This is a genomic window from Luteimonas salinilitoris, from assembly GCF_041300785.1.
GTDB classification, from domain to species: Bacteria; Pseudomonadota; Gammaproteobacteria; order Xanthomonadales; family Xanthomonadaceae; genus Luteimonas; species Luteimonas salinilitoris.
On sequence record NZ_JBFWIB010000007.1, the window covers coordinates 13,075 to 31,126 of the forward strand.

The following is an 18,052-nucleotide window of genomic DNA, read 5'->3' on the forward strand; positions in this document are numbered from 1 at the left end:
TACGTCAACAGACGATCCCGGCCCTTCGTTGGCACCGCCCGTGGCGACGGGCCTGACCTCACCGCAACGGATACGTTTGCCTGGCGCGGCCTTCGCCGGGATGACGAGCAAAAGCGTTGCGCTTCTTCCCGATTCCCGACTCCCCATTCCCCAATCCCGGCTTTTAAAGCACAATCGCCTGGATCGAGCCGTTCCCCGGGCCATGCACGCCTACGTCTACAAGAGCCTGCGCAAGGCCGACACCTATGTCTATCTCGCCGCACGCGATGATTTCTCGCGATTGCCCGGCGCGCTGCGCGAGCGATTGGGCACGCTGCAGTTCGTGCTGGACGTCGCCCTGACCCCGGAGCGCAAGTTGGCGCGTGAGGATGTGAATGCGGTGCGCGAGCATCTTGTGCTGCGCGGTTTCCATCTGCAGGTGCCGCCCTCGGCCGCCGGCGATCCGCTGACCGAAGACTGGGGCACCGATGCCTGATTCGCAGCGCCCGCGCCGGCGCGTCGCCCTTGCGTTCGTTTTCGGAGCCGTCCTCAGCCTGATCGCCGGATTCGGCGGCGCCGCCGCCGCGTTGGGCATGTGGCTGGCACAGCCGGCGTTCGCGCTGGCGGTGCGCTGGTGGCGCGGGACCGGTCCGGCGGCGAACACGATGGCGCCGCCCGCGCTGCGCCGTGAGGTCCTCGAGCTGCTGGCGCTTTGGGGGATCGCGCTGGCCGCGGGCGCATTGCTGCTGGCCTGGCCGCTGTCGGCATTGCGCCAGGGCGGCACGCTCGGTGCCGCGCTCGGGGTGAGCGCGATGGCCGGCATCTGCACCATCGGCCTGTGGCGGCTGTGGCCGCTGTGGCACGCGCTCGAGCGCGACGGCGGCGGCCTGCCGCGGCATTGGCGCGGGCTGGCGGACCACGATGCCTCGGCCCTGCGCGGTGCGGTGCTGGCGCTGTGCGTGGCGGCGGTGCTGGCGGCCACGCTGCTGCTGGCCTGGCCCGGCCTGCTGCCGCCGCCGGCGCGCTGGGTGCTCGCGATCGCGGGTGTCGGACTATGGCCGGGCGCGCACTGGTTGCTGCAGCGGCTGGCGCCGGCGGCGCAACTGCCGATGGCGGTGGTGGAGATGCCGGGACCGGCCCTCGCCGCTGCCGACGACCTGCCCGAGGGCGACCTGGACGTCGCGCTGTACACCGCCGCCCGCGGCGGACGCGTCGACCGCGCGCTGGAGCTGCTCGACCTCGGCGCCGATCCGCACGGCCTGCCGGCGCCGGAGCAGCGCGACCAGCGCAGCCTGCCGGTGCTGGCGGCGGTGCTGCCGGACCTGCGCCTGCTGCGCGCTTTGATCGCGCGGGGTGTCGACCTCAATGCCACCCACGCCGGCCTGACGCCGCTGTTGGCGGCGACGCGCGACAGCTGGCACGGCCGCCCCGAGGCGGTGATGACCCTGCTCGCCAATGGCGCCGACCCGCGCGCCACCGATGCCGACGGCAATACGCCGCTGCACCATGCCGCGCGCAGTTCCGATCCCGGGGTTGTCGCGCTGCTGCGCGATGCCGCCGCCGAGCTCGACACGGTCAACGCCGACGGGCTGACGCCGCTCGGGGTCGCCTGCGGCGTCGGCAACTGGCGCCTGGCGCGGTTCCTGCTCGAGCGCGGCGCGCATGCCGACACCGGGACCGGCACACCGGCACTGCTGGCGGCCGCCGGCGGCGAGGAGGACGACGTCGCCGGCGTGCAGTTGCTGCTCAAGCACAAGGCCAAGGCCGCCGCCCGCGATCCCAACGACCGCTGCGCCCTGCACGAGGCCGCGTTCGCCGGCCATGCCGAGATCGCGACCACCCTGCTGGCCGCCGGCGCGGACGTGCAGGTGCGCGATGCGCAGGGCCGTACGCCGCTGCTCGATGCCGCCCGCGGCGGCCGCCTGTCGACGCTGGAGGCGCTGGTCGCGGTGCAGGTGGAGATCGACGCCGTCGATGGCGCCGGCCGCGGCGCGCTGGCGCTGGCCTGCCTGGCGGAGACGCCGTCGCCGCCGCTGGTGCGGCGCCTGCTCGAACTCGGCGCCGACCCGCAGGCGGCCGACGCCGACGGCCGGAGCCCGGTCGATCATGCCGCGGCGGCCGGACGCTGGTCGCTGGTGGCGCTGCTCGATCCCGACTACGCGCTGCCGGCCAGCATCCTGCCCGAGGCCGGCGAAACCGAGGTCCCGGATCGTGCACCGCTGTCGCTGCTGCGCGACAGCCTGCGCGCCGGCCGCTACGACAATCTCGACGCCCTGCTGCAGCTGCTCGGCCCGCAGGAACTGGGCGGCCTGCTGCTCGACGAACAGGCGCCGCTGTCGGCCGAACGCATCGACTGGCTGCTCGCGCACGGCGCCGACCCGGAAGTCCGCGACGGATTCGCCGACAGCGCGGTGTTCCGCCTGCTGGCGCTGGGACCGGACGCGGTCGACGCCCTGCAGGCGATGCTGCGCCGCAACGTGTCGCCCGCCGGCGCCGGCGGCCTGGCACGCTTCCTCGCCGCCTGCGCGCGCAGCGAACAGGCCGGCCGCGGGCTGGAGCAACTGGCGCTGGAGCTGCTCGAGCGCGGCGCCGATCCCTTCGCCGCCGCCGAAACGGGCGATCCGCCGCTGGCGCTGGCGGTGCGCCTGGGCTGGACCCGGTTGATGGACCGGTTGATCGCGGTCGGCGTCGATCTCGACGCCCGCGACAGCCACGGCATGACCGCCCTGCACCTGTGCGCCGCGCTGGGGCGCGAAGCCGCGCTCAAGACCCTGGTGCGGCACGGTGCGGCGCCCGACGTGCGCGCCGCCGACGGGCAGACGCCGCTCGGCGTCGCGCTGTCCGGCGGACGCCGCGATCTTGCCGACTGGCTCGACTGGCGCGGCTGGGCGCTGCCCGGACGTGCGTTGCGGCCGGCCGACCTGCCGGCCGCGGCGATCGTCGGCGACGCCGATGCGCTGCGCCGCCTGCTCGATCTCGGCTTCGCGGTCGACACCCCCGACAGCCAGGGCTGCACCGCGCTGCTGCGCGCGGCCGGCGGCGGCCATCGCGCCGCGGTCGACCTGCTGCTGGCGCGTGGCGCCGATCCGCAATACGCCGCCCATACCGGCGCCACGCCGCTGTCGGCGGCGGTGAGCATGCGCCAGGGCGAGATCGTCGACCGCCTGCTCGATGCCGGCGCCAAGCTGGAGCAGCGCCTGCCCGGCGAGGTCACCGTGCTGATGCTGGCCGCGGCGTTCGGCCTGCCCGACCTGTGCGCGCGCCTGCTCACCGCCGGCGCCAACGTCCACGCCACCGATGCGCAGGGACTGGGGCCGCTGCATTGCGCGGCGCTGTACGGCTTCACCTGCCGCGACCGTCCGCGCCTGCTGGCATTGTTCGACACCCTGTTGCTGGCCGGCGCCGAAGTCGATGCGCCGGCCGCCGGCGGCGTCACCCCACTGCTGCTGCTGCTCGGCGCCCGCGCCGAGCCCGGCACCGCCTGCGACGAGGAGGTGGTGCTGGACGGGCTCGACCACCTGCTCGACGAGGAAGTGGCGCTGGAAGCCCAGGACCCGCGCGGCTTCGGTCCCCTGCACCTCACCGCGCTGCACGGCCTGCTGCAGCTCACCCGCCGGCTGTTGCGCGCCGGCGCCGATCCCGACCTGCGCGACGCCCTCAACCGCACCCCGCGCGAGATCGCGGTGATGCGCGGCTTCGTCGATGTCGCCGCGGAACTGGCGCCGACGCAGACCCGGCCGGGTGTGTCGATGGCGCGGTTCCTGCGCGAGCCGCGCTGAGCGCTTTGTTTTTTCGACACGGATCAACGCGGATCAACGCGGATAGATCTCGGGGTTTCCCCGCATTTTTTTTGCGCTTGCCTTCCCCCTTTGAAAAAGGAGGATTGAGGGGGGCGAAAGCCGTCGCTTGCAAGCCGCAGGCTTGCGGCGGCTTGAGCGCCCCGCGCGCTGCGCGGGGCCGGGAATCGCGCAGCGATTTGCTGTTGCTGTTGGTTGGTAGGGCACCGAGCAAATCCCCCCAACCCCCTTTTTCAAAGGGGGAGCGACCAAACCGTTGAATCATTTGTGGAAAATCTCAGGGATAGAATCGTTTATTCACATCGCTTTGCCGCGTGATCCGGGGCCGGGAGCGCTCATCCGGGCCGGAAAAGCGACTCGGGAACGCACCGCCCTCCCTGCTAGACTCGCGGTCGACGCTCCCTGGAGATCACGGATGAAACGCTGGAGTCTGGGCCTGCTGGTCCTGCTGTTGTCGTGCGCGGCGCTGGCCGCCGGCCCCCGGGGCGTGCGCAAGCAGGCGGAAATGAGCATGCTGGTGACCGGCTCGGTGGAGGTCGCGCGCGACGGCAGCGTCGCCGGGCTGGATCTCGACCAGAGCGAGAAACTGCCCGAAGGGGTCGTCCGGCTGATCGAGGGCGCCGCGCCGCACTGGCGCTTCGAGCCGGCGCGCCGCAACGGCGAGCCGGTGTCCGCCACCGCGCGCATGAGCCTCAACCTGGTGGCCCGGCGGCTCGAGGACGGCAACTACGAGCTGGGGATCCACCACGCGCACTTCGCCGACCGGAACACGCCCGACGAGACGGTCGAGGGCCGGGACATGAAACCGCCGGCCTATCCGCTGGATGCGCTGCACGCCGGCGTCACCGGTACCGTCTACCTGCTGTTGCGCATCGGCGAGCAGGGCACGGTCGAGGACGTCGTTCCCGAGCAGGTCAATCTGCGGGTGGTCGGCAACAGCCACCAGATGGACAGGGCACGGCGCCTGCTCGTGCGCGCCAGCCTGGTGGCGGCCCGGGCCTGGACGTTCGAGGTGCCGACCATGGGCGAACATGCCGATGCCGGCGCCTGGATCGTGCGCATGCCGGTCGACTATGACTTCGAGGATCGGCGACCCGGCTACGGTGAATGGCAGGCCTATATTCCCGGTCCCCGGCAGCAGCCCGACTGGGCGCCGGAAGACGATGGCGCGCCCGATGCGCTGGTCGCGGGTCGGGTGCATCAGGTCGGCATCGGCATGCAGCTGCTGACGCCGCTGCAGCAGGAGCAGGAGCGGGGCTAAGTTCAGCTCACGCCGTCGCGGCCATCGGCACCGGGTTCCGGGTCGGCACGCGCCGGTTGTTGCGCCTGGTCGGCTTCGAACAGGTGCTCCAGTTCGGCACGGCCTTCGCGCAGCGCCTGCAGCAGGGCGGACTCGTCGTTGTAGATCCGGTGATGGCTGGCGAGCAGGCGCTCGTCGTGCTCGCGGAAGCGCCGCGTGCGGTCCTCGGCGATCTCGCGCGGCACCTCCAGCGCTACCAGCACCTCGCGGCCCATCTCCAGCGCCGAGGCGAAGGTCTCGCGGAAGGCCTCGACCTGCAGGTCCATCAGCTGCCAGGCGTGGCGGCGGTCGTGGGCGCGCGCGAACACCCGCAGGTGCGGATACAGGTGCCGCACCAGGTGCATGGTGCGCAGGCTCGCCTCGCGATCGTCGACGGCATTGATGAACACCCGGGCGTGCGCGGCGCCGCTGGCGCGCAGCAGCTCAGGACGGGTCGGATCGCCGAAGTACACCGGATTGCCGGAGCGCCGCAGCGCCTCCACGGTGCCAGGGTCGGCGTCGAGCGCGACGAACGGGATCTTCTGCGCCACCAGCAGGCGCGCGACGATCTGCCCGAAACGCCCGAGACCGGCGATGATCACCTGTGGGTGGCCGTGGTCGTGGATCGGATCGTATTCGCGGGTCGGCGCCCCCGCATCGTCGCGTCCGTCGAGCAGGCGCGCCAGCGCGATCATCAGCAGCGGCGTCAGCGCCATCGACAGGCCGACCACCGCCAGCAGGCGGTTGTGCATTGCCGCCTCCAGCAGCCCAGCGCCGGCCGCCTCGGCGAACACCACGAACGCGAACTCGCCGCCCAGCGACAGTACCCCGCCCAGGCGCAGCGCCTCGCGCATGCCGAGCCCACCCGGGTGCCGGCCGAGCCCGAACAGGACCGCGAACTTCACCGCCATCAGCAGCAGCGTCGCCAGTAGCACGAAGCCGGGCTCCGCCGCCACCTGCGCCAGGTCGATGCTCATCCCCACCGCCATGAAGAACAGCCCCAGCAGCAGGCCCTTGAACGGTTCGATCTGCGATTCGATCTCGTGGCGGAACTCCGACTCGGCCAGCAGCACGCCGGCCAGGAACGCGCCCAGGCCCATGCTCAGCCCGGCCAACTGCACCACCCAGGCCGCGCCGAGCACCGCCAGCAGCGCGCTCGCGGTCTGCATCTCCGGCACGCCGATGCGCACCGCGGTGCGGAACAGCCGGCGCAGCAGGTAGCGGCCGCCGAAGAACACCGCGGCCAGCGCGGCGACCGCCTTGAGCAGCGCCCAGCCGGCGTGCCCGGATTCCGGCGCGGCGGCGTGGGCGAGCAGCGGGATCGCCGCGATCAGCGGCACCGCGGCCAGGTCCTGGAACAGCAGGATCGCGAACGCCAGCCGCCCATGCGGGCTGTGCAGCGCCTTGCGCTCGGCCAGCAGCTGCAGCCCGAACGCGGTCGAGGACAGCGCCAGCCCCAGGCCGACCACCAGCGCGACCTTCCAGCCCAGGCCGGCCAGCGCCGCCAGCGCCGCCAACACCAGGCCCGAGAGCACGACCTGCAGCCCGCCGGTCAGGAACACCGGTCGGCGCATCAGCTTCAGCCGCGCCAGCGACAGCTCCAGGCCGATGACGAACAGCATCATCACCACGCCGATCTCGCTTGCGGCCAGCACCGGTTCGGCATGCGCAACCACGCCGACCCCGTCCGGTCCCAGCGCCACGCCGGCGGCCAGGTAGCCCAGCACCGCGCCCAGCCCGAAGCGCTTGAACAGCGGCACCGCGATCACCGCGGCGAGCAGGAACACCAGCGCCAGTTGCAGACCACTCCCGTGCATGCGCACCTCCTGCCCGGAGTATGCACGGTCGTGCGGCGCGAATGGACCGACGACGCTTCCTCGTGCATCGTCAACCGCCGCGACGGCGGGAAGCGTTTTACGACAGCCGAATGGCTGGTCCCCCGGCGCCTTCGCTGCTTCGGCAGGTCACCGGATTCCGCCTTCGCGGGAACGACGAATCGCTCGAAGAATCGTGCCGCCGAGCGGGTCAGCGGCCTTCTTTCAACGCAAAGGCGCCGCCTGCGCCAGTTCGCGCAGTCGGATCGCGCCGCGCTCGGCGATCGCGTACAGCGCATGCTCGTGCGCCAGTCCGTAGTACCCGGCATCGGGATGTTCGCTGTCGAGCACGCCGAACAGCGTGCCGTCGATGCAGATCGGCACCGCCAGTTCCGACAGGTTGAACTGGTCGTCGACCACGTAGCGCCGATCTTGGCGCGCATCGATCGTGCGCTGCGGCAGGCGCAGCTGCGCGCACTTGCCGACGATCCCCTGCCCGAGTTTGAGCCGGATGCGCGATTCCAGTACCCGCGGGGCGGCGCGCTTGGGTCCCCAGGCCGCCTGTTGCATCAACGTGCGGCCGTCGCCCTCGAGCAGGTAGACCACGCAATCGGCCAGCACCAGTTCCTGGCCGGCGAAGTCGCACAGGATCCAGGCGACCTCGACCGGCGAGGCGGCGCCCTGCAACTCGCCGACCAATGCGGCGAGCCGCCGGCCGGCGTGTTCCAGGAATGCATCTGCGGCGCTGGACATGGCTTCCCGATCCGTCGTGGCGTTGCCGGGCGTTCGATGGCTCCCGTGCAGCTGCGCCATGCTAGCGCGCGCCCGCCGCGGGGTCACGACGGGCACGGGAAGCTGCTGACGATGTGGCCGCTATCCCGCCGAAGCGGTTGCGGCAGGCGGGCACTCCGGTCGATGCGGGTGCCCGCCGCGTCTCAGCGCCGCATCGCGGCGAAGAACTCGTCGTTGGACTTGGTCGTCTTCATCTTGTCCAGCAGGAACTCCATCGCCGCGATCTCGTCCATCGGATGCAGCAGCTTGCGCAGGATCCAGATCTTCTGCAGCATCTCCGGTTCGATCAGGTAGTCCTCGCGGCGGGTGCCGGACTGGTTGACGTTGATCGCCGGGTACACGCGCTTCTCGGTGATGCGGCGGTCCAGGTGGATCTCGGAGTTGCCGGTGCCCTTGAACTCCTCGTAGATCACCTTGTCCATCGCGCTGCCGGTGTCGACCAGCGCGGTGGCGATGATCGTCAGCGAGCCGCCTTCCTCGACGTTGCGCGCGGCGCCGAAGAAGCGCTTCGGCCGGTGCAGGGCGTTGGCGTCGACGCCGCCGGTCAGCACCTTGCCGGAGCTGGGGACGACGTTGTTGTAGGCGCGCGCCAGGCGGGTGATCGAATCGAGCAGGATCACCACGTCGCGCTTGTGCTCGACCAGGCGCTTGGCGCGCTCGATCACCATCTCGGCGACCTGCACGTGGCGCGCAGCCGGCTCGTCGAAGGTGGAGGAGATCACCTCGCCACGCACGGTGCGCTGCATCTCGGTGACTTCCTCGGGCCGCTCGTCGATGAGCAGCACGATCATGTGCACGTCGGGGTGGTTGGTGGTGATGGCGGTGGCGACCTGCTGCATCATCATCGTCTTGCCCGCCTTGGGCGGGGAGACGATCAGCGCGCGCTGGCCCTTGCCCTGCGGCGCCATCAGGTCGAGGATGCGGCCGGCGATGTCCTCGGTGGAACCGTCGCCGCGCTCGAGCTTGAAGCGCTTGCGCGGGAACAGCGGGGTCAGGTTCTCGAACAGCACCTTGCCCTTGCTGGCTTCCAGGGGTTCGCCGTTGATGGTGTCGACCACGGAGAGGGCAAAGTAGCGCTCGCCGTCCTTGGGCCAGCGGATGCGGCCGGAGAGGTGATCGCCGGTGCGCAGGTTGAAGCGGCGGATCTGGCTGGGCGAGATGTAGACGTCGTCGGGACCGGCGAGATACGAGGCCTCGGCGGCACGCAGGAAGCCGAAGCCGTCGGGCAGGATCTCCAGCACGCCGTCGGCGACCACGCCCTCGCCGTGCCGGGTCAGCACCTTGAGCAGGTTGAAGATCACGTCCTGCTTGCGGGCGCGGGCCACGCCATCGTGGATGCCCAGCTGCTCGGCGATATCCATCAGCTTCTGCGCGGGCATCCGCTTCAGGTCGCTGAGCGTGTATTGCGGGAAGTCTTCGGGAATGTTCGGCGGCGGCAGGCGCTGGCCTTGGTCGCCGCCGTCCTGCGGCAGGCCGTCGTCGCGGCCGCGGCCGCCACCGCCGCCGCCGCCGCGTTCACCGCCACCGCCGCGTTCGCGGCGACTGCGGAAACGATCGCGGCGGTTGCCTTGACGGCCGCCCTCGCGCTGCTCCCGCGATTCGCGTGACTGCTCGTTGCCGCCATCGCCGCCGGAGGCATCCGCGGCAGGTGCGGGAGGCGCATCGGGCGCGGGCGGCGCAGGTGCGGACGCCGGTTCGGCCGCGGGCGCCTGCCTGGCGGCCGGGGCCGGCGGTGTCGGTGCCGGGGGCGCCGCAGGCGCCGGCGCATCGGCCTGGGCGGTCTTGGCGACCTTGGCGGTCTTGGTGACGCGCGGCTTGCGCACGCGCTTCTCGGCGGTTTCGCCGGAATCGGGAGTGTTGTCGGACAAGTGTGAAATCCTCGCTAGCTGCGAGCGCCCGCGGAGGCGGGCGGAGGGTTGGGAAGGGTGATCTTCAGAAGGGGTGCGGCGCTGGCTTCCGCGCCGGATGGGACAACGCTAGCATTGCCTTACGTTCGCGGCAAGCCATCGTGCGCGGCCGTTAAGCTTGACCGCCGCGTACGGCAGGGCGCCCGCGGCGGCCAGGGAGACGGATCGCGCGGCATCGCGCCGTGCGGGTGGGCTGCGCTCAGAGCGCCTTGTCGAGCATCTGCGACAGCTGTGCCTTGCCGACCGCGCCGATCTGGGTCGCCTGCACCTGGCCGTCCTTGAACAGCAGCAGCATCGGGATCGAGCGCACGTGGTACTTCATCGCGATGCCCTGGTTCTGGTCGATATCGACCTTGACCACCTTGGCGCGGCCGGCGTAGCTCTCGGCAAGCTCGTCCAGCGCCGGGGCGATCATCTTGCACGGGCCGCACCAGGGGGCCCAGAAATCGACCAGCACCGGCTCTTCGGACTGCAGCACGGTGGCGTCGAAATCGCTGTCGCCGGCGTGGATGACCTTGTCGTTCACGGAGTTCTCCTGGGATCGGGCCGCCTGCCGTGACGGGCGGGGCGGCGTTGTGCTGTTAAACTGGGGCGTTATCAGGCTGGATCAAGGGGGCGACCCCCGGGTCCGCACAGCCTTCTATTCACGGTTCGGCAGTCTGCGACGCGGTCGCCCCCTGCGCAACCGCGCCCCGCCGCACAGACCATTCCAGGCATGACAGACAAACCACTGACCGATATCCCCTTCTCCGAATTCGAGCTGCATCCGCAGCTGCTCGCCGGCATCGAAGCCGCCGGATTCCTCCGCTGTACGCCGATCCAGGCATTGACCCTGCCGCTCGCCCTGTCCGGACGCGACGTCGCCGGCCAGGCCCAGACCGGCACCGGCAAGACGCTGGCCTTCCTGGTCGCGGTGGTCAACCGCCTGCTGTCGCAGCCGGCGTTGGCCGAGCGCAAGCCGGAGGATCCGCGCGCGCTGATCCTGGCGCCGACCCGCGAGCTGGCGATCCAGATCCACAAGGACGCGGTGAAGTTCGCCTCCGACCTCGGCCTCAAGTTCGCCCTGGTCTACGGCGGCGTCGACTACGACAAGCAGCGCCAGCTGCTGCAGGAAGGCGCCGACGTGATCATCGCCACGCCGGGGCGCCTGATCGACTACGTCAAGCAGCACAAGGTGGTGAGCCTGCACGCCTGCGAGATATGCGTGCTGGACGAGGCCGACCGCATGTTCGACCTCGGCTTCATCAAGGACATCCGCTTCCTGCTGCGGCGCATGCCGATCCGCACCGAGCGCCAGACGCTGCTGTTCTCGGCGACGCTGAGCCATCGCGTGCTCGAGCTCGCCTACGAGCACATGAACGAGCCCGAGAAGGTCGTGGTCGAGACCGAGTTCATCACCGCGGCCAAGGTGCGGCAGAAGGTCTTCTTCCCGGCCAACGAGGAGAAGGTCCCGCTGCTGCTCGGCCTGCTGTCGCGGTCCGAGGGCGCGCGCACGATGGTGTTCGTGAACACCAAGGCCTGGGTGGAGCGGGTGGCGCGTGCGCTCGAGCGCGGCGGCTACAGGGTCGGCGTGCTGTCCGGCGACGTGCCGCAGAAGAAGCGCGAAAGCCTGCTGAAGAAGTTCCAGGCCGGCCAGCTCGAGCTGCTGGTCGCCACCGACGTCGCCGCCCGCGGCCTGCACATCGACGGCGTGTCGCACGTCTACAACTACGACCTGCCGTTCGACGCCGAGGATTACGTGCATCGCATCGGCCGTACCGCGCGCCTGGGCGCCGAGGGCGACGCGATCAGCTTCGCCTGCGAGATCTACGCCCAGGGCCTGCCGGACATCGAGGCCTTCATCGAGCAGAAGATCCCGGTCGAGCCGGTCACGCCGGAACTGCTGCAGGCGCTGCCGCGCAAGCCGCGCGAGGGTGTCGAGCCGCAGCCGGAGGACGGCGAGAGCATCGGCGAGATCTTCCGCGAGGCGCGCGAGCAGCGCGCCGCCGACGACGCCCGCCGCGGCGGCGGCGGATCCGGCACGCGCGGTGGCGGTCGCCGTAGCGAGGGTGGACGCACGGGCAAACCGGCCGGCGGTCGCGGTCGTGGCGGTGCGGGCGGCGATGCCGGCGCACACCGTGCCCGTCCGGCGCCTGCCGCCGACGAGGTGAAGGCGGTCGCGCCCCCGTCGCCGTCCGCGCCGCAACAAGACGCCGCGAGTGCGCAAGGCGAGGCGCGCCCCGCGCGCAAGCCCCGCCGCCGGCGTGGCGGCCGCCGCGTCGAGGGCGGCGAGGGCGGAGCGCAGGCCGCCGCGCCGCGCAACGGCGCCAAAGCCGAAGCTCCACCGCGCAAGCCGAAGCCCGCCAGCGAGTTCAGGTCCGCATCGCGTCCGGCGGTCAAACCGGCAGCGGCGCCCGCCGAATCTTCGCTGCTGTCGCGCATCGGCCGCGGACTGAAGAAACTGGTCACGCGGGCGCCGAACTCGCAGCACTGAGGTTCCGGACGACGCCGGAACGCGATGTCCGCGCCGGCATCGGCCGCGTTCCCGGAACCGCGCCGTTCCCGCGGCCGGGCGCTGACGGGGACGGACCGCCGGGGATCCGTTCGCAGCCACGCGTCCTGCCCGTCGTCCGGGGGCGCATCCGCGCCGCGCCCGCGAAAGCCCGTCGGTCGCGGCGATTTGCACCCTGCGCCGGGCTGCGGTGCGCGAAGTCCGCTAAGCTCTGGCGGCCATCGTCTTGCGATCTCCGGTCCCGCCGCATGAGCGTCCTCCGCTTCGACAGCGTCAGCAAGCAGTATCCCGGCGGGCACGTCGCCCTGTCCGAGCTCAGCTTCGACGTCGCCGCCGGCGAGATGCTGTTCATCACCGGTCATTCCGGTGCCGGCAAGAGCACGCTGCTGAAGCTGGTGCACCTGGCCGAACGGCCGAGCCGCGGCGCGGTGCTGTTCGCCGAGCGCAACCTGCTGCGGGTGCGCGGACGCCGGGTGGCGATGCACCGCCGCGAAGTCGGCGTGGTGTTCCAGGACCATCGCCTGCTCACCGATCGCAGCGTCTACGAGAACGTCGCCCTGCCGCTGATCCTGCGCGGCATGCGCCGTGGCGAGATCGGCAAGCGCGTGCGCGGCGTGCTCGAGCGGCTGGGCCTGGACGCGCGCGAACGCGCGCTGCCCACCCAGCTGTCGGCCGGCGAGCAGCAGCGCGTCGGCATCGCCCGCGCCGTCGTCGGCGAGCCGCGGCTGCTGGTGGCCGACGAGCCCACCGGCAATCTCGATCCGACCCTGTCGGCCGAGATCATGGCGCTGTTCGCGGAGCTGCCCGGACGCGGCACCAGCGTGCTGGTCGCCAGCCACGACCTGGCGCTGGTCAAGCGCATGAGGAAGCGCGTGCTGGTGCTCGATCACGGCCGCCTGGCCGACGACATCGCGCCGGAGGACCTGGCCGATGCCTGAGGCACGCGACAACGCGCCCGTACGCGACACCCAGTCGCGGATCGGCACCTGGGCCGACCACCACCTGTACAGCTTCGTCTCCAGCCTCGGACGCGTGTTCCGGCGGCCGTGGGCCACCGCGCTCACGATCGGCGTGATGGCGGTGGCGCTGGCACTGCCGCTCGGCCTGTGGCTGGTGCTGGACAATCTCGAGCGGCTGTCGGGCAGCGTGCAGGCGTCGCGCGCGATCGGCGTGTTCCTGAAGCAGGACGTGACGGCGGAGCGTTCGCAGGCGCTGGCCGAGGAATTGCGCGGCCGCGCCAACGTCGATGCGGTCGAGCTGCGCACGCCGGAACAGGGCCTGCAGGAACTGCGCGAGCGCGGCGGTCTCGGCGAGGCCATCGATGCGGTCGGCGACAACCCGCTGCCGTTCGTGCTGATCGTATCGCCGGCCGGCGACGAGACCCTGCTCGCGGCCTCGCTGCAGCAGCTGCCCGAGGCCGACCTGGTGCAGCACGACGCCGAATGGCGCCGCCGGCTCGACGACTGGCTGCGCTTCGGCGGCCGCCTGGTCTGGGTGCTGGCGGCGCTGCTCGGGCTCGGCGCGCTGCTGGTGGTGGGCAACACCGTGCGCCTGGACATCCAGTCGCGGCGCGAGGAGATCGGCGTGCTGCAGCTGCTCGGCGCCACCGACGGGTTCATCCGCCGGCCGTTCCTGTACCTGGGCACCTGGTACGGGCTGGTCGCCGGGGCGCTGGCGCTGGCGCTGCTGGCGGCTGCCGGGTTGGCGCTGCGCGAGCCGGTGGCGGCGCTGGCCGCGAGTTACGGCAGCGGTTTCGCCCTGGCCGGATTCGGCCCGGGGCAGGTGTTGACGGTGCTGCTGGTCGCCGCCGCGCTCGGCTGGCTCGGCGCCAGCCTGGTCACCGGGCATTTCCTGCGGCAGACGCGGCCGACGGAGACCTGACGGGAACCGCATGGGCAACGGGCAGACCGACGCGCACGATCTCCGTCACCTGGTCAGCGATTCGCCGCGGATCATGGTGGTGGACGGCTCGAAGCTGGTGCGCCGGCTGATCGGCGATGTGCTGCGCAAGCAGCTGCCGGCGGTCGAAGTCGTGGCCTGCGCCGGGCTGGCCGAAGCGCGTGCGGCGCTGGAGGCGGCACCGGTCGACCTGGTCAGCACCGCGCTGGTCTTGCCGGACGGCGACGGACTGCAGCTGGCACGGGTGGTGCGGCAGGCGGCGGCGCAGCGCTACGTGCCGGTGATCGTGGTGTCCGGCGACGCGCAGGCGCACCTGGAATCGCGCCGCTTCACCGAGGACGTCACCGACTATTTCGACAAGGGCAACGGCCACCAGGCGCTGGCGACCTTCATCCGCGGCTACGTGATGCCCGAGCCGATCCCCGGTGCGCACGTGCTCTATGTCGAGGACAGCCGTACCGTGGCGCTGGCGACCCGGCGCATGCTGCAGTCGCACGGCATGCAGGTCACCCACGTGATCAGCGCCGAGGAGGCGCTGGCATGGCTGCGCGAACGCAGCGCCGGCGACGACGCGCCCGGCGTCGACCTGCTGCTGACCGATGTCTATCTCAAGGGCGAGCTCAGCGGGCGCGACCTGCTGCAGGCGGTCCGCGGCGAACTGGGCTACGGCAAGCGCCGGCTGCCGGTGCTGGTGATGACCGGCGACGAAAACCGCGTCAACCAGATGGGCCTGCTGCGCGACGGCGCCAACGACCTGGTGCTCAAGCCGATCGAGGAGCGGCTGCTGGTGACCAAGACGCTGTTCCAGTTGCGGCTGGCTGGAATCCGGGAATCGGGAATCGGGAATCGGGAATAGGCGAAAGGCGCCGACACCGTCATCCCGGCGAAGGCCGGGATCCATTTGCATTTCCCTTCTCCCTTTGGGGTGAAGGCGTGCTGCTTGCGAGCCATTGGCTCGCGCACGCCTGAACGCCCTTGCGCTCTGCGCAAGGGCCGGGGCGAGGTGGCGTGGAGGATGGACGGCGCGTCATCGCGGACGATAATGGTGGGCCAAGGCCCACCCTATCACCCGCATAGGGTGGGCCTTGGCCCACCATTATCTTGGGAGAAATCAAGATGGGTCCCAGCTTGCGCCGGGACGACGAGGCCTTAGCCTTAGCCTTAGCCTTTCCCGATTCCCGATTCCCGATTCCCGATTCCCGATTCCCGATTCCCGATTCCCGTCCACTCTCCATGCCCGATACCGAACACATCAAGCTCGAGCCCTCCTGGAAGGCGCACGTCGGCGACTATCTGCTGCGCCCGGAAATGCAGGCGCTGTCGGTTTTCCTGCGCGAGCGCAAGGCCGCCGGGGCGCGGATCTTCCCGCCCGGGCCGCGGATCTTCGGCGCCTTCGAGGCCACGCCGTTCGATGCGGTCAAGGTGGTGATCCTTGGCCAGGATCCGTACCACGGTCCCGGCCAGGCGCACGGGCTGTGCTTCTCGGTGCAGCCGGGGGTGCCGGTACCGCCGTCGCTGGACAACATGTTCAAGGAGATCCAGCGCGACCTCGGCATCGCGCGCCCCGACCACGGCTGCCTGCTGCCGTGGTCGCGGCAGGGGGTGCTGATGCTCAACGCCGTGCTCACGGTCGAGCAGGGTCGCGCCGGCGCGCACCAGGGCAAGGGCTGGGAGGGCTTCACCGACCATGTCGTCGAGACCCTGAACCGCGAGCGCGAGGGCCTGGTATTCCTGCTCTGGGGCAGCTACGCCCAAGCCAAGGGCAAGGTGATCGACCCGCGCCGCCACCGGGTGCTCAGGACCACCCATCCTTCACCGCTGTCGGCGCATCGTGGCTTCCTCGGTTGTGGCCATTTCTCGGCCGCGAACGACTATCTGACCCGCCAGGGACAGATGCCCATCGACTGGTCGCTGCCGCCGAAGGACCAGGCCGAAATGAAAAATCAATGACTTGCGAGCGAATTCGTTCCAGCCAGGGAACGCTGGGAACTTCCCATGTGCTTAGCAGTCAGATGTGGACACTGCTAAAATGGCCGCCATGACCCAGATGACCCCCACCACCGCCCTGGTCGCCAACAACCTGCCGGTCCCGAGTGCGCTCGGGTCGCTGGACGCCTACATCGGCGCGGTACACCAGATCCCCGTGCTGTCCGTCGAGGACGAGCAGGCGCTTGCACGCCGCTATCGCGAGCAGGAGGACCTGGACGCCGCGCGCGAGCTGGTGCATTCGCACCTGCGTTTCGTGGTCCATGTCGCCCGCGGCTACAACGGCTACGGGCTGCCGCTCGGCGATCTGATCCAGGAAGGCAACATCGGCCTGATGAAGGCCGTCAAGCGCTTCGATCCGAACGTCGGCGTGCGCCTGGTGTCGTTCGCGGTGCACTGGATCCGTGCCGAGATGCACGAATACATCCTCAAGAACTGGCGCATCGTCAAGGTCGCCACCACCAAGGCGCAGCGCAAGCTGTTCTTCAATCTGCGCAAGAGCAAGAAGCGCCTGGGCTGGCTGAATGCCGAGGAAGTGCGCGTGGTCGCCGCCGACCTCAAGGTCTCCGAGCGCGAGGTGATGGAGATGGAGTCGCGGCTGTCCGGCCGCGACGTCGGCTTCGACGCGCCCGCCAACGAGGACGACGACCACGCGCCGCCGGCGCCGTCGGGTTACCTGATGGCGCAGGACGAGGATCCCGCCCAGGCCTACGAGCGCGAGGACAGCGAGGACAGCCAGCTGGCGCTGCTGCGCGAAGGACTGGCCGAACTCGACGGTCGTTCGCGCGACATCATCCAGCGGCGCTGGCTGGCCGACGAGGACAAGGTGACGCTGCAGGAGCTGGCCGACGAGTATGGCGTCTCGGCCGAGCGCATCCGCCAGGTCGAGGCCAACGCGCTGAAGAAGATGAAGGCGCTGTTCGCGGCCTGACGGCTTCTTTCATCTGCACCGACGACACGGCCCGGCATGCACCGGGCCGTTTTCGTGTGCGGGCGGCGAAACGAGCGTAGCGAGCTAACGGCGAAGCCGGCCCGAAGGGCGAGCCGCGCAGCGGCGAGTAAAGCCGCGGCCGTGCCAGACAGAAGTCGCGACTCTCGTCGCTCCCACAGGTATCCGCCCACCTGTCGAACAGCATCAGCCGCTTTCGTTGTGGGAGTGGCGATGGATGCCACCGCCGGGAAGTCGCGACAGGCCTCGGAACGAAGCCGCGACTGTCGTCGCTCCATCGCGGGTTCGCTCACCACTTGAACAGCATCAGGCTGATCGCCAGCGCGGCCATGCCGGCGACCAGGCCGTAGACGGTCTCGTGGCCCTTGGCGTAGCGCTTGGCCGCCGGCAGCAGCTCGTCCAGCGCCAGGAACACCATGACGCCGGCGATGATCCCGAACAGCGCACCGAACATGCCTTCGGACAGGAACGGCGCCAGCACCGCGTAGCCGAGGATCGCGCCGACCGGTTCGGCCAGTCCCGACAGCAGGCAGGCGACGAAGGCGTAGCGCTTGTTCTCGGTGGCGTAGTACACCGGCACCGCGATGGCGATGCCTTCGGGAATGTTGTGGATGGCGATGGCGAACGCCAGCGGCAGGCCCACGCTCGGGTCCTCCAGCGTGGCGAAGAACGTTGCCAGGCCCTCGGGGAAATTGTGCGCGGTGATCGCGAACGCGGTCAGCAGGCCGACGCGGCGGATGTACTCGCGGTTGTGCTCGCGGAAGAACGGGTCGTCCGCCTCGAGGCGTTCGTGCGGATTGGGTATCAGGCGGTCGATCAGCACGATCAGCATCACGCCCGACAGGAACGCTAGCGTGCCGTAGGAGAAGCCCTGCGCGTCGCCGTAGACGCTGGTGAAGGAGGCGATCGACTTGTTGAGGATCTCCGACAGCGAGACGTACACCATCGCGCCGCCGGCGAAGGCCAGCCCGAACGCCAGCATGCGGGCGTTCGGTGTCTTGGTGGTGAACACCAGCAGGCCGCCGAGGCCGGTCGCCAGGCCGGCGGCGGTGGTCACCGCCAGCGCGACGAGAACCTGGTGCAGCGAGACGTCGATCATGCCGGGTGCGGTCCTGTCAGGCCGGACGCGACGCCGGCGGCGGTTTCGGGAGTAGCGCAA

Annotated in this window: 14 protein-coding genes; 9 read left to right on the forward strand and 5 right to left on the reverse strand. The window is 70.7% G+C overall.

Annotated elements, in window-relative coordinates:
• Nucleotides 1-202 precede the first annotated feature (202 nt).
• The 3 genes from AB5T46_RS11905 to AB5T46_RS11915 all read left to right on the forward strand — a co-directional run bounded on the left by AB5T46_RS11905 (nt 203) and on the right by AB5T46_RS11915 (nt 5,037).
• A complete protein-coding gene (locus AB5T46_RS11905; RefSeq protein ID WP_370564342.1) occupies nt 203-475 on the forward strand; it encodes a YcgL domain-containing protein in 273 nt (90 codons plus the stop codon).
• Entirely contained in the window at nt 468-3,758 is a 3,291-nt protein-coding gene (locus AB5T46_RS11910; RefSeq protein ID WP_370564182.1) for an ankyrin repeat domain-containing protein, read from the forward strand. The genes AB5T46_RS11905 and AB5T46_RS11910 overlap by 8 nt, the downstream gene beginning before the upstream one ends.
• Nucleotides 3,759-4,191: 433 nt before the next feature.
• On the forward strand, nt 4,192-5,037 hold the full coding sequence (locus tag AB5T46_RS11915; protein WP_370564183.1) for an energy transducer TonB: 846 nt from the start codon (nt 4,192-4,194) through the stop codon (nt 5,035-5,037).
• A gap of 2 nt (nt 5,038-5,039) precedes the next feature.
• On the opposite strand, the gene AB5T46_RS11920 is transcribed toward AB5T46_RS11915, so the two are convergent.
• The 4 genes from AB5T46_RS11920 to trxA form a co-directional block, all read right to left on the reverse strand.
• The gene (locus tag AB5T46_RS11920; RefSeq protein WP_370564184.1) at nt 5,040-6,872 is read right to left on the reverse strand and encodes a monovalent cation:proton antiporter-2 (CPA2) family protein; all 1,833 of its coding nucleotides are present in this window, start codon (nt 6,870-6,872) and stop codon (nt 5,040-5,042) included.
• A 222-nt stretch (nt 6,873-7,094) separates the two neighbouring features.
• Nucleotides 7,095-7,622 carry a GAF domain-containing protein gene (locus tag AB5T46_RS11925; protein WP_370564185.1) on the reverse strand — a complete coding sequence of 176 codons (528 nt, stop codon included), beginning with the start codon at nt 7,620-7,622 and terminating at the stop codon, nt 7,095-7,097.
• Nucleotides 7,623-7,804: 182 nt separating this feature from the next.
• Complete coding sequence (gene rho, locus AB5T46_RS11930; RefSeq protein WP_370564186.1) at nt 7,805-9,529, reverse strand: transcription termination factor Rho; 1,725 nt, start codon at nt 9,527-9,529, stop codon at nt 7,805-7,807.
• 238 nt (nt 9,530-9,767) lie between these two features.
• Entirely contained in the window at nt 9,768-10,094 is a 327-nt protein-coding gene (trxA, locus tag AB5T46_RS11935) for a thioredoxin TrxA (protein ID WP_370564187.1), read from the reverse strand.
• A 189-nt stretch (nt 10,095-10,283) separates the two neighbouring features.
• Here trxA and rhlB point away from each other — a divergent pair, with 189 nt between their 5' ends.
• The 6 genes from rhlB to rpoH all read left to right on the forward strand — a co-directional run bounded on the left by rhlB (nt 10,284) and on the right by rpoH (nt 16,875).
• A complete protein-coding gene (gene rhlB / locus AB5T46_RS11940; protein WP_370564188.1) occupies nt 10,284-12,041 on the forward strand; it encodes an ATP-dependent RNA helicase RhlB in 1,758 nt (585 codons plus the stop codon).
• Nucleotides 12,042-12,307: 266 nt separating this feature from the next.
• Complete coding sequence (ftsE, locus tag AB5T46_RS11945) at nt 12,308-12,997, forward strand: cell division ATP-binding protein FtsE (protein WP_370564189.1); 690 nt, start codon at nt 12,308-12,310, stop codon at nt 12,995-12,997.
• Complete coding sequence (gene ftsX / locus AB5T46_RS11950) at nt 12,990-13,940, forward strand: permease-like cell division protein FtsX (RefSeq protein WP_370564190.1); 951 nt, start codon at nt 12,990-12,992, stop codon at nt 13,938-13,940. The genes ftsE and ftsX overlap by 8 nt, the downstream gene beginning before the upstream one ends.
• Nucleotides 13,941-13,950: 10 nt before the next feature.
• The gene (locus AB5T46_RS11955) at nt 13,951-14,814 is read left to right on the forward strand and encodes a response regulator (RefSeq protein WP_370564191.1); all 864 of its coding nucleotides are present in this window, start codon (nt 13,951-13,953) and stop codon (nt 14,812-14,814) included.
• A gap of 377 nt (nt 14,815-15,191) precedes the next feature.
• Nucleotides 15,192-15,908, forward strand: a complete 717-nt coding sequence (ung, locus tag AB5T46_RS11960; protein WP_370564192.1) for a uracil-DNA glycosylase — start codon at nt 15,192-15,194, stop codon at nt 15,906-15,908.
• Between the two features lie 88 nt (nt 15,909-15,996).
• On the forward strand, nt 15,997-16,875 hold the full coding sequence (gene rpoH / locus AB5T46_RS11965; protein ID WP_370564193.1) for an RNA polymerase sigma factor RpoH: 879 nt from the start codon (nt 15,997-15,999) through the stop codon (nt 16,873-16,875).
• A 307-nt stretch (nt 16,876-17,182) separates the two neighbouring features.
• Here the strand turns inward: rpoH and zupT are convergent, their stop codons facing one another.
• Entirely contained in the window at nt 17,183-17,992 is an 810-nt protein-coding gene (gene zupT, locus AB5T46_RS11970) for a zinc transporter ZupT (protein WP_370564194.1), read from the reverse strand.
• Nucleotides 17,993-18,052: the final 60 nt, after the last annotated feature.

Excerpts from the sequence above, each read along its gene's own strand:
- ftsX (WP_370564190.1), top strand. The coding sequence starts at position 12,990 with ATGCCTGAGGCACGCGACAACGCGCCCGTACGCGACACCCAGTCGCGG.
- rhlB (WP_370564188.1), top strand. The coding sequence starts at position 10,284 with ATGACAGACAAACCACTGACCGATATCCCCTTCTCCGAATTCGAGCTG.
- ung (WP_370564192.1), top strand. The coding sequence starts at position 15,192 with ATGCCCGATACCGAACACATCAAGCTCGAGCCCTCCTGGAAGGCGCAC.
- AB5T46_RS11955 (WP_370564191.1), top strand. The coding sequence starts at position 13,951 with ATGGGCAACGGGCAGACCGACGCGCACGATCTCCGTCACCTGGTCAGC.
- AB5T46_RS11925 (WP_370564185.1), bottom strand. The coding sequence starts at position 7,622 with ATGTCCAGCGCCGCAGATGCATTCCTGGAACACGCCGGCCGGCGGCTC.
- AB5T46_RS11905 (WP_370564342.1), top strand. The coding sequence starts at position 203 with ATGCACGCCTACGTCTACAAGAGCCTGCGCAAGGCCGACACCTATGTC.
- zupT (WP_370564194.1), bottom strand. The coding sequence starts at position 17,992 with ATGATCGACGTCTCGCTGCACCAGGTTCTCGTCGCGCTGGCGGTGACC.
- AB5T46_RS11915 (WP_370564183.1), top strand. The coding sequence starts at position 4,192 with ATGAAACGCTGGAGTCTGGGCCTGCTGGTCCTGCTGTTGTCGTGCGCG.
- AB5T46_RS11910 (WP_370564182.1), top strand. The coding sequence starts at position 468 with ATGCCTGATTCGCAGCGCCCGCGCCGGCGCGTCGCCCTTGCGTTCGTT.
- rpoH (WP_370564193.1), top strand. The coding sequence starts at position 15,997 with ATGACCCAGATGACCCCCACCACCGCCCTGGTCGCCAACAACCTGCCG.
- AB5T46_RS11920 (WP_370564184.1), bottom strand. The coding sequence starts at position 6,872 with ATGCACGGGAGTGGTCTGCAACTGGCGCTGGTGTTCCTGCTCGCCGCG.
- ftsE (WP_370564189.1), top strand. The coding sequence starts at position 12,308 with ATGAGCGTCCTCCGCTTCGACAGCGTCAGCAAGCAGTATCCCGGCGGG.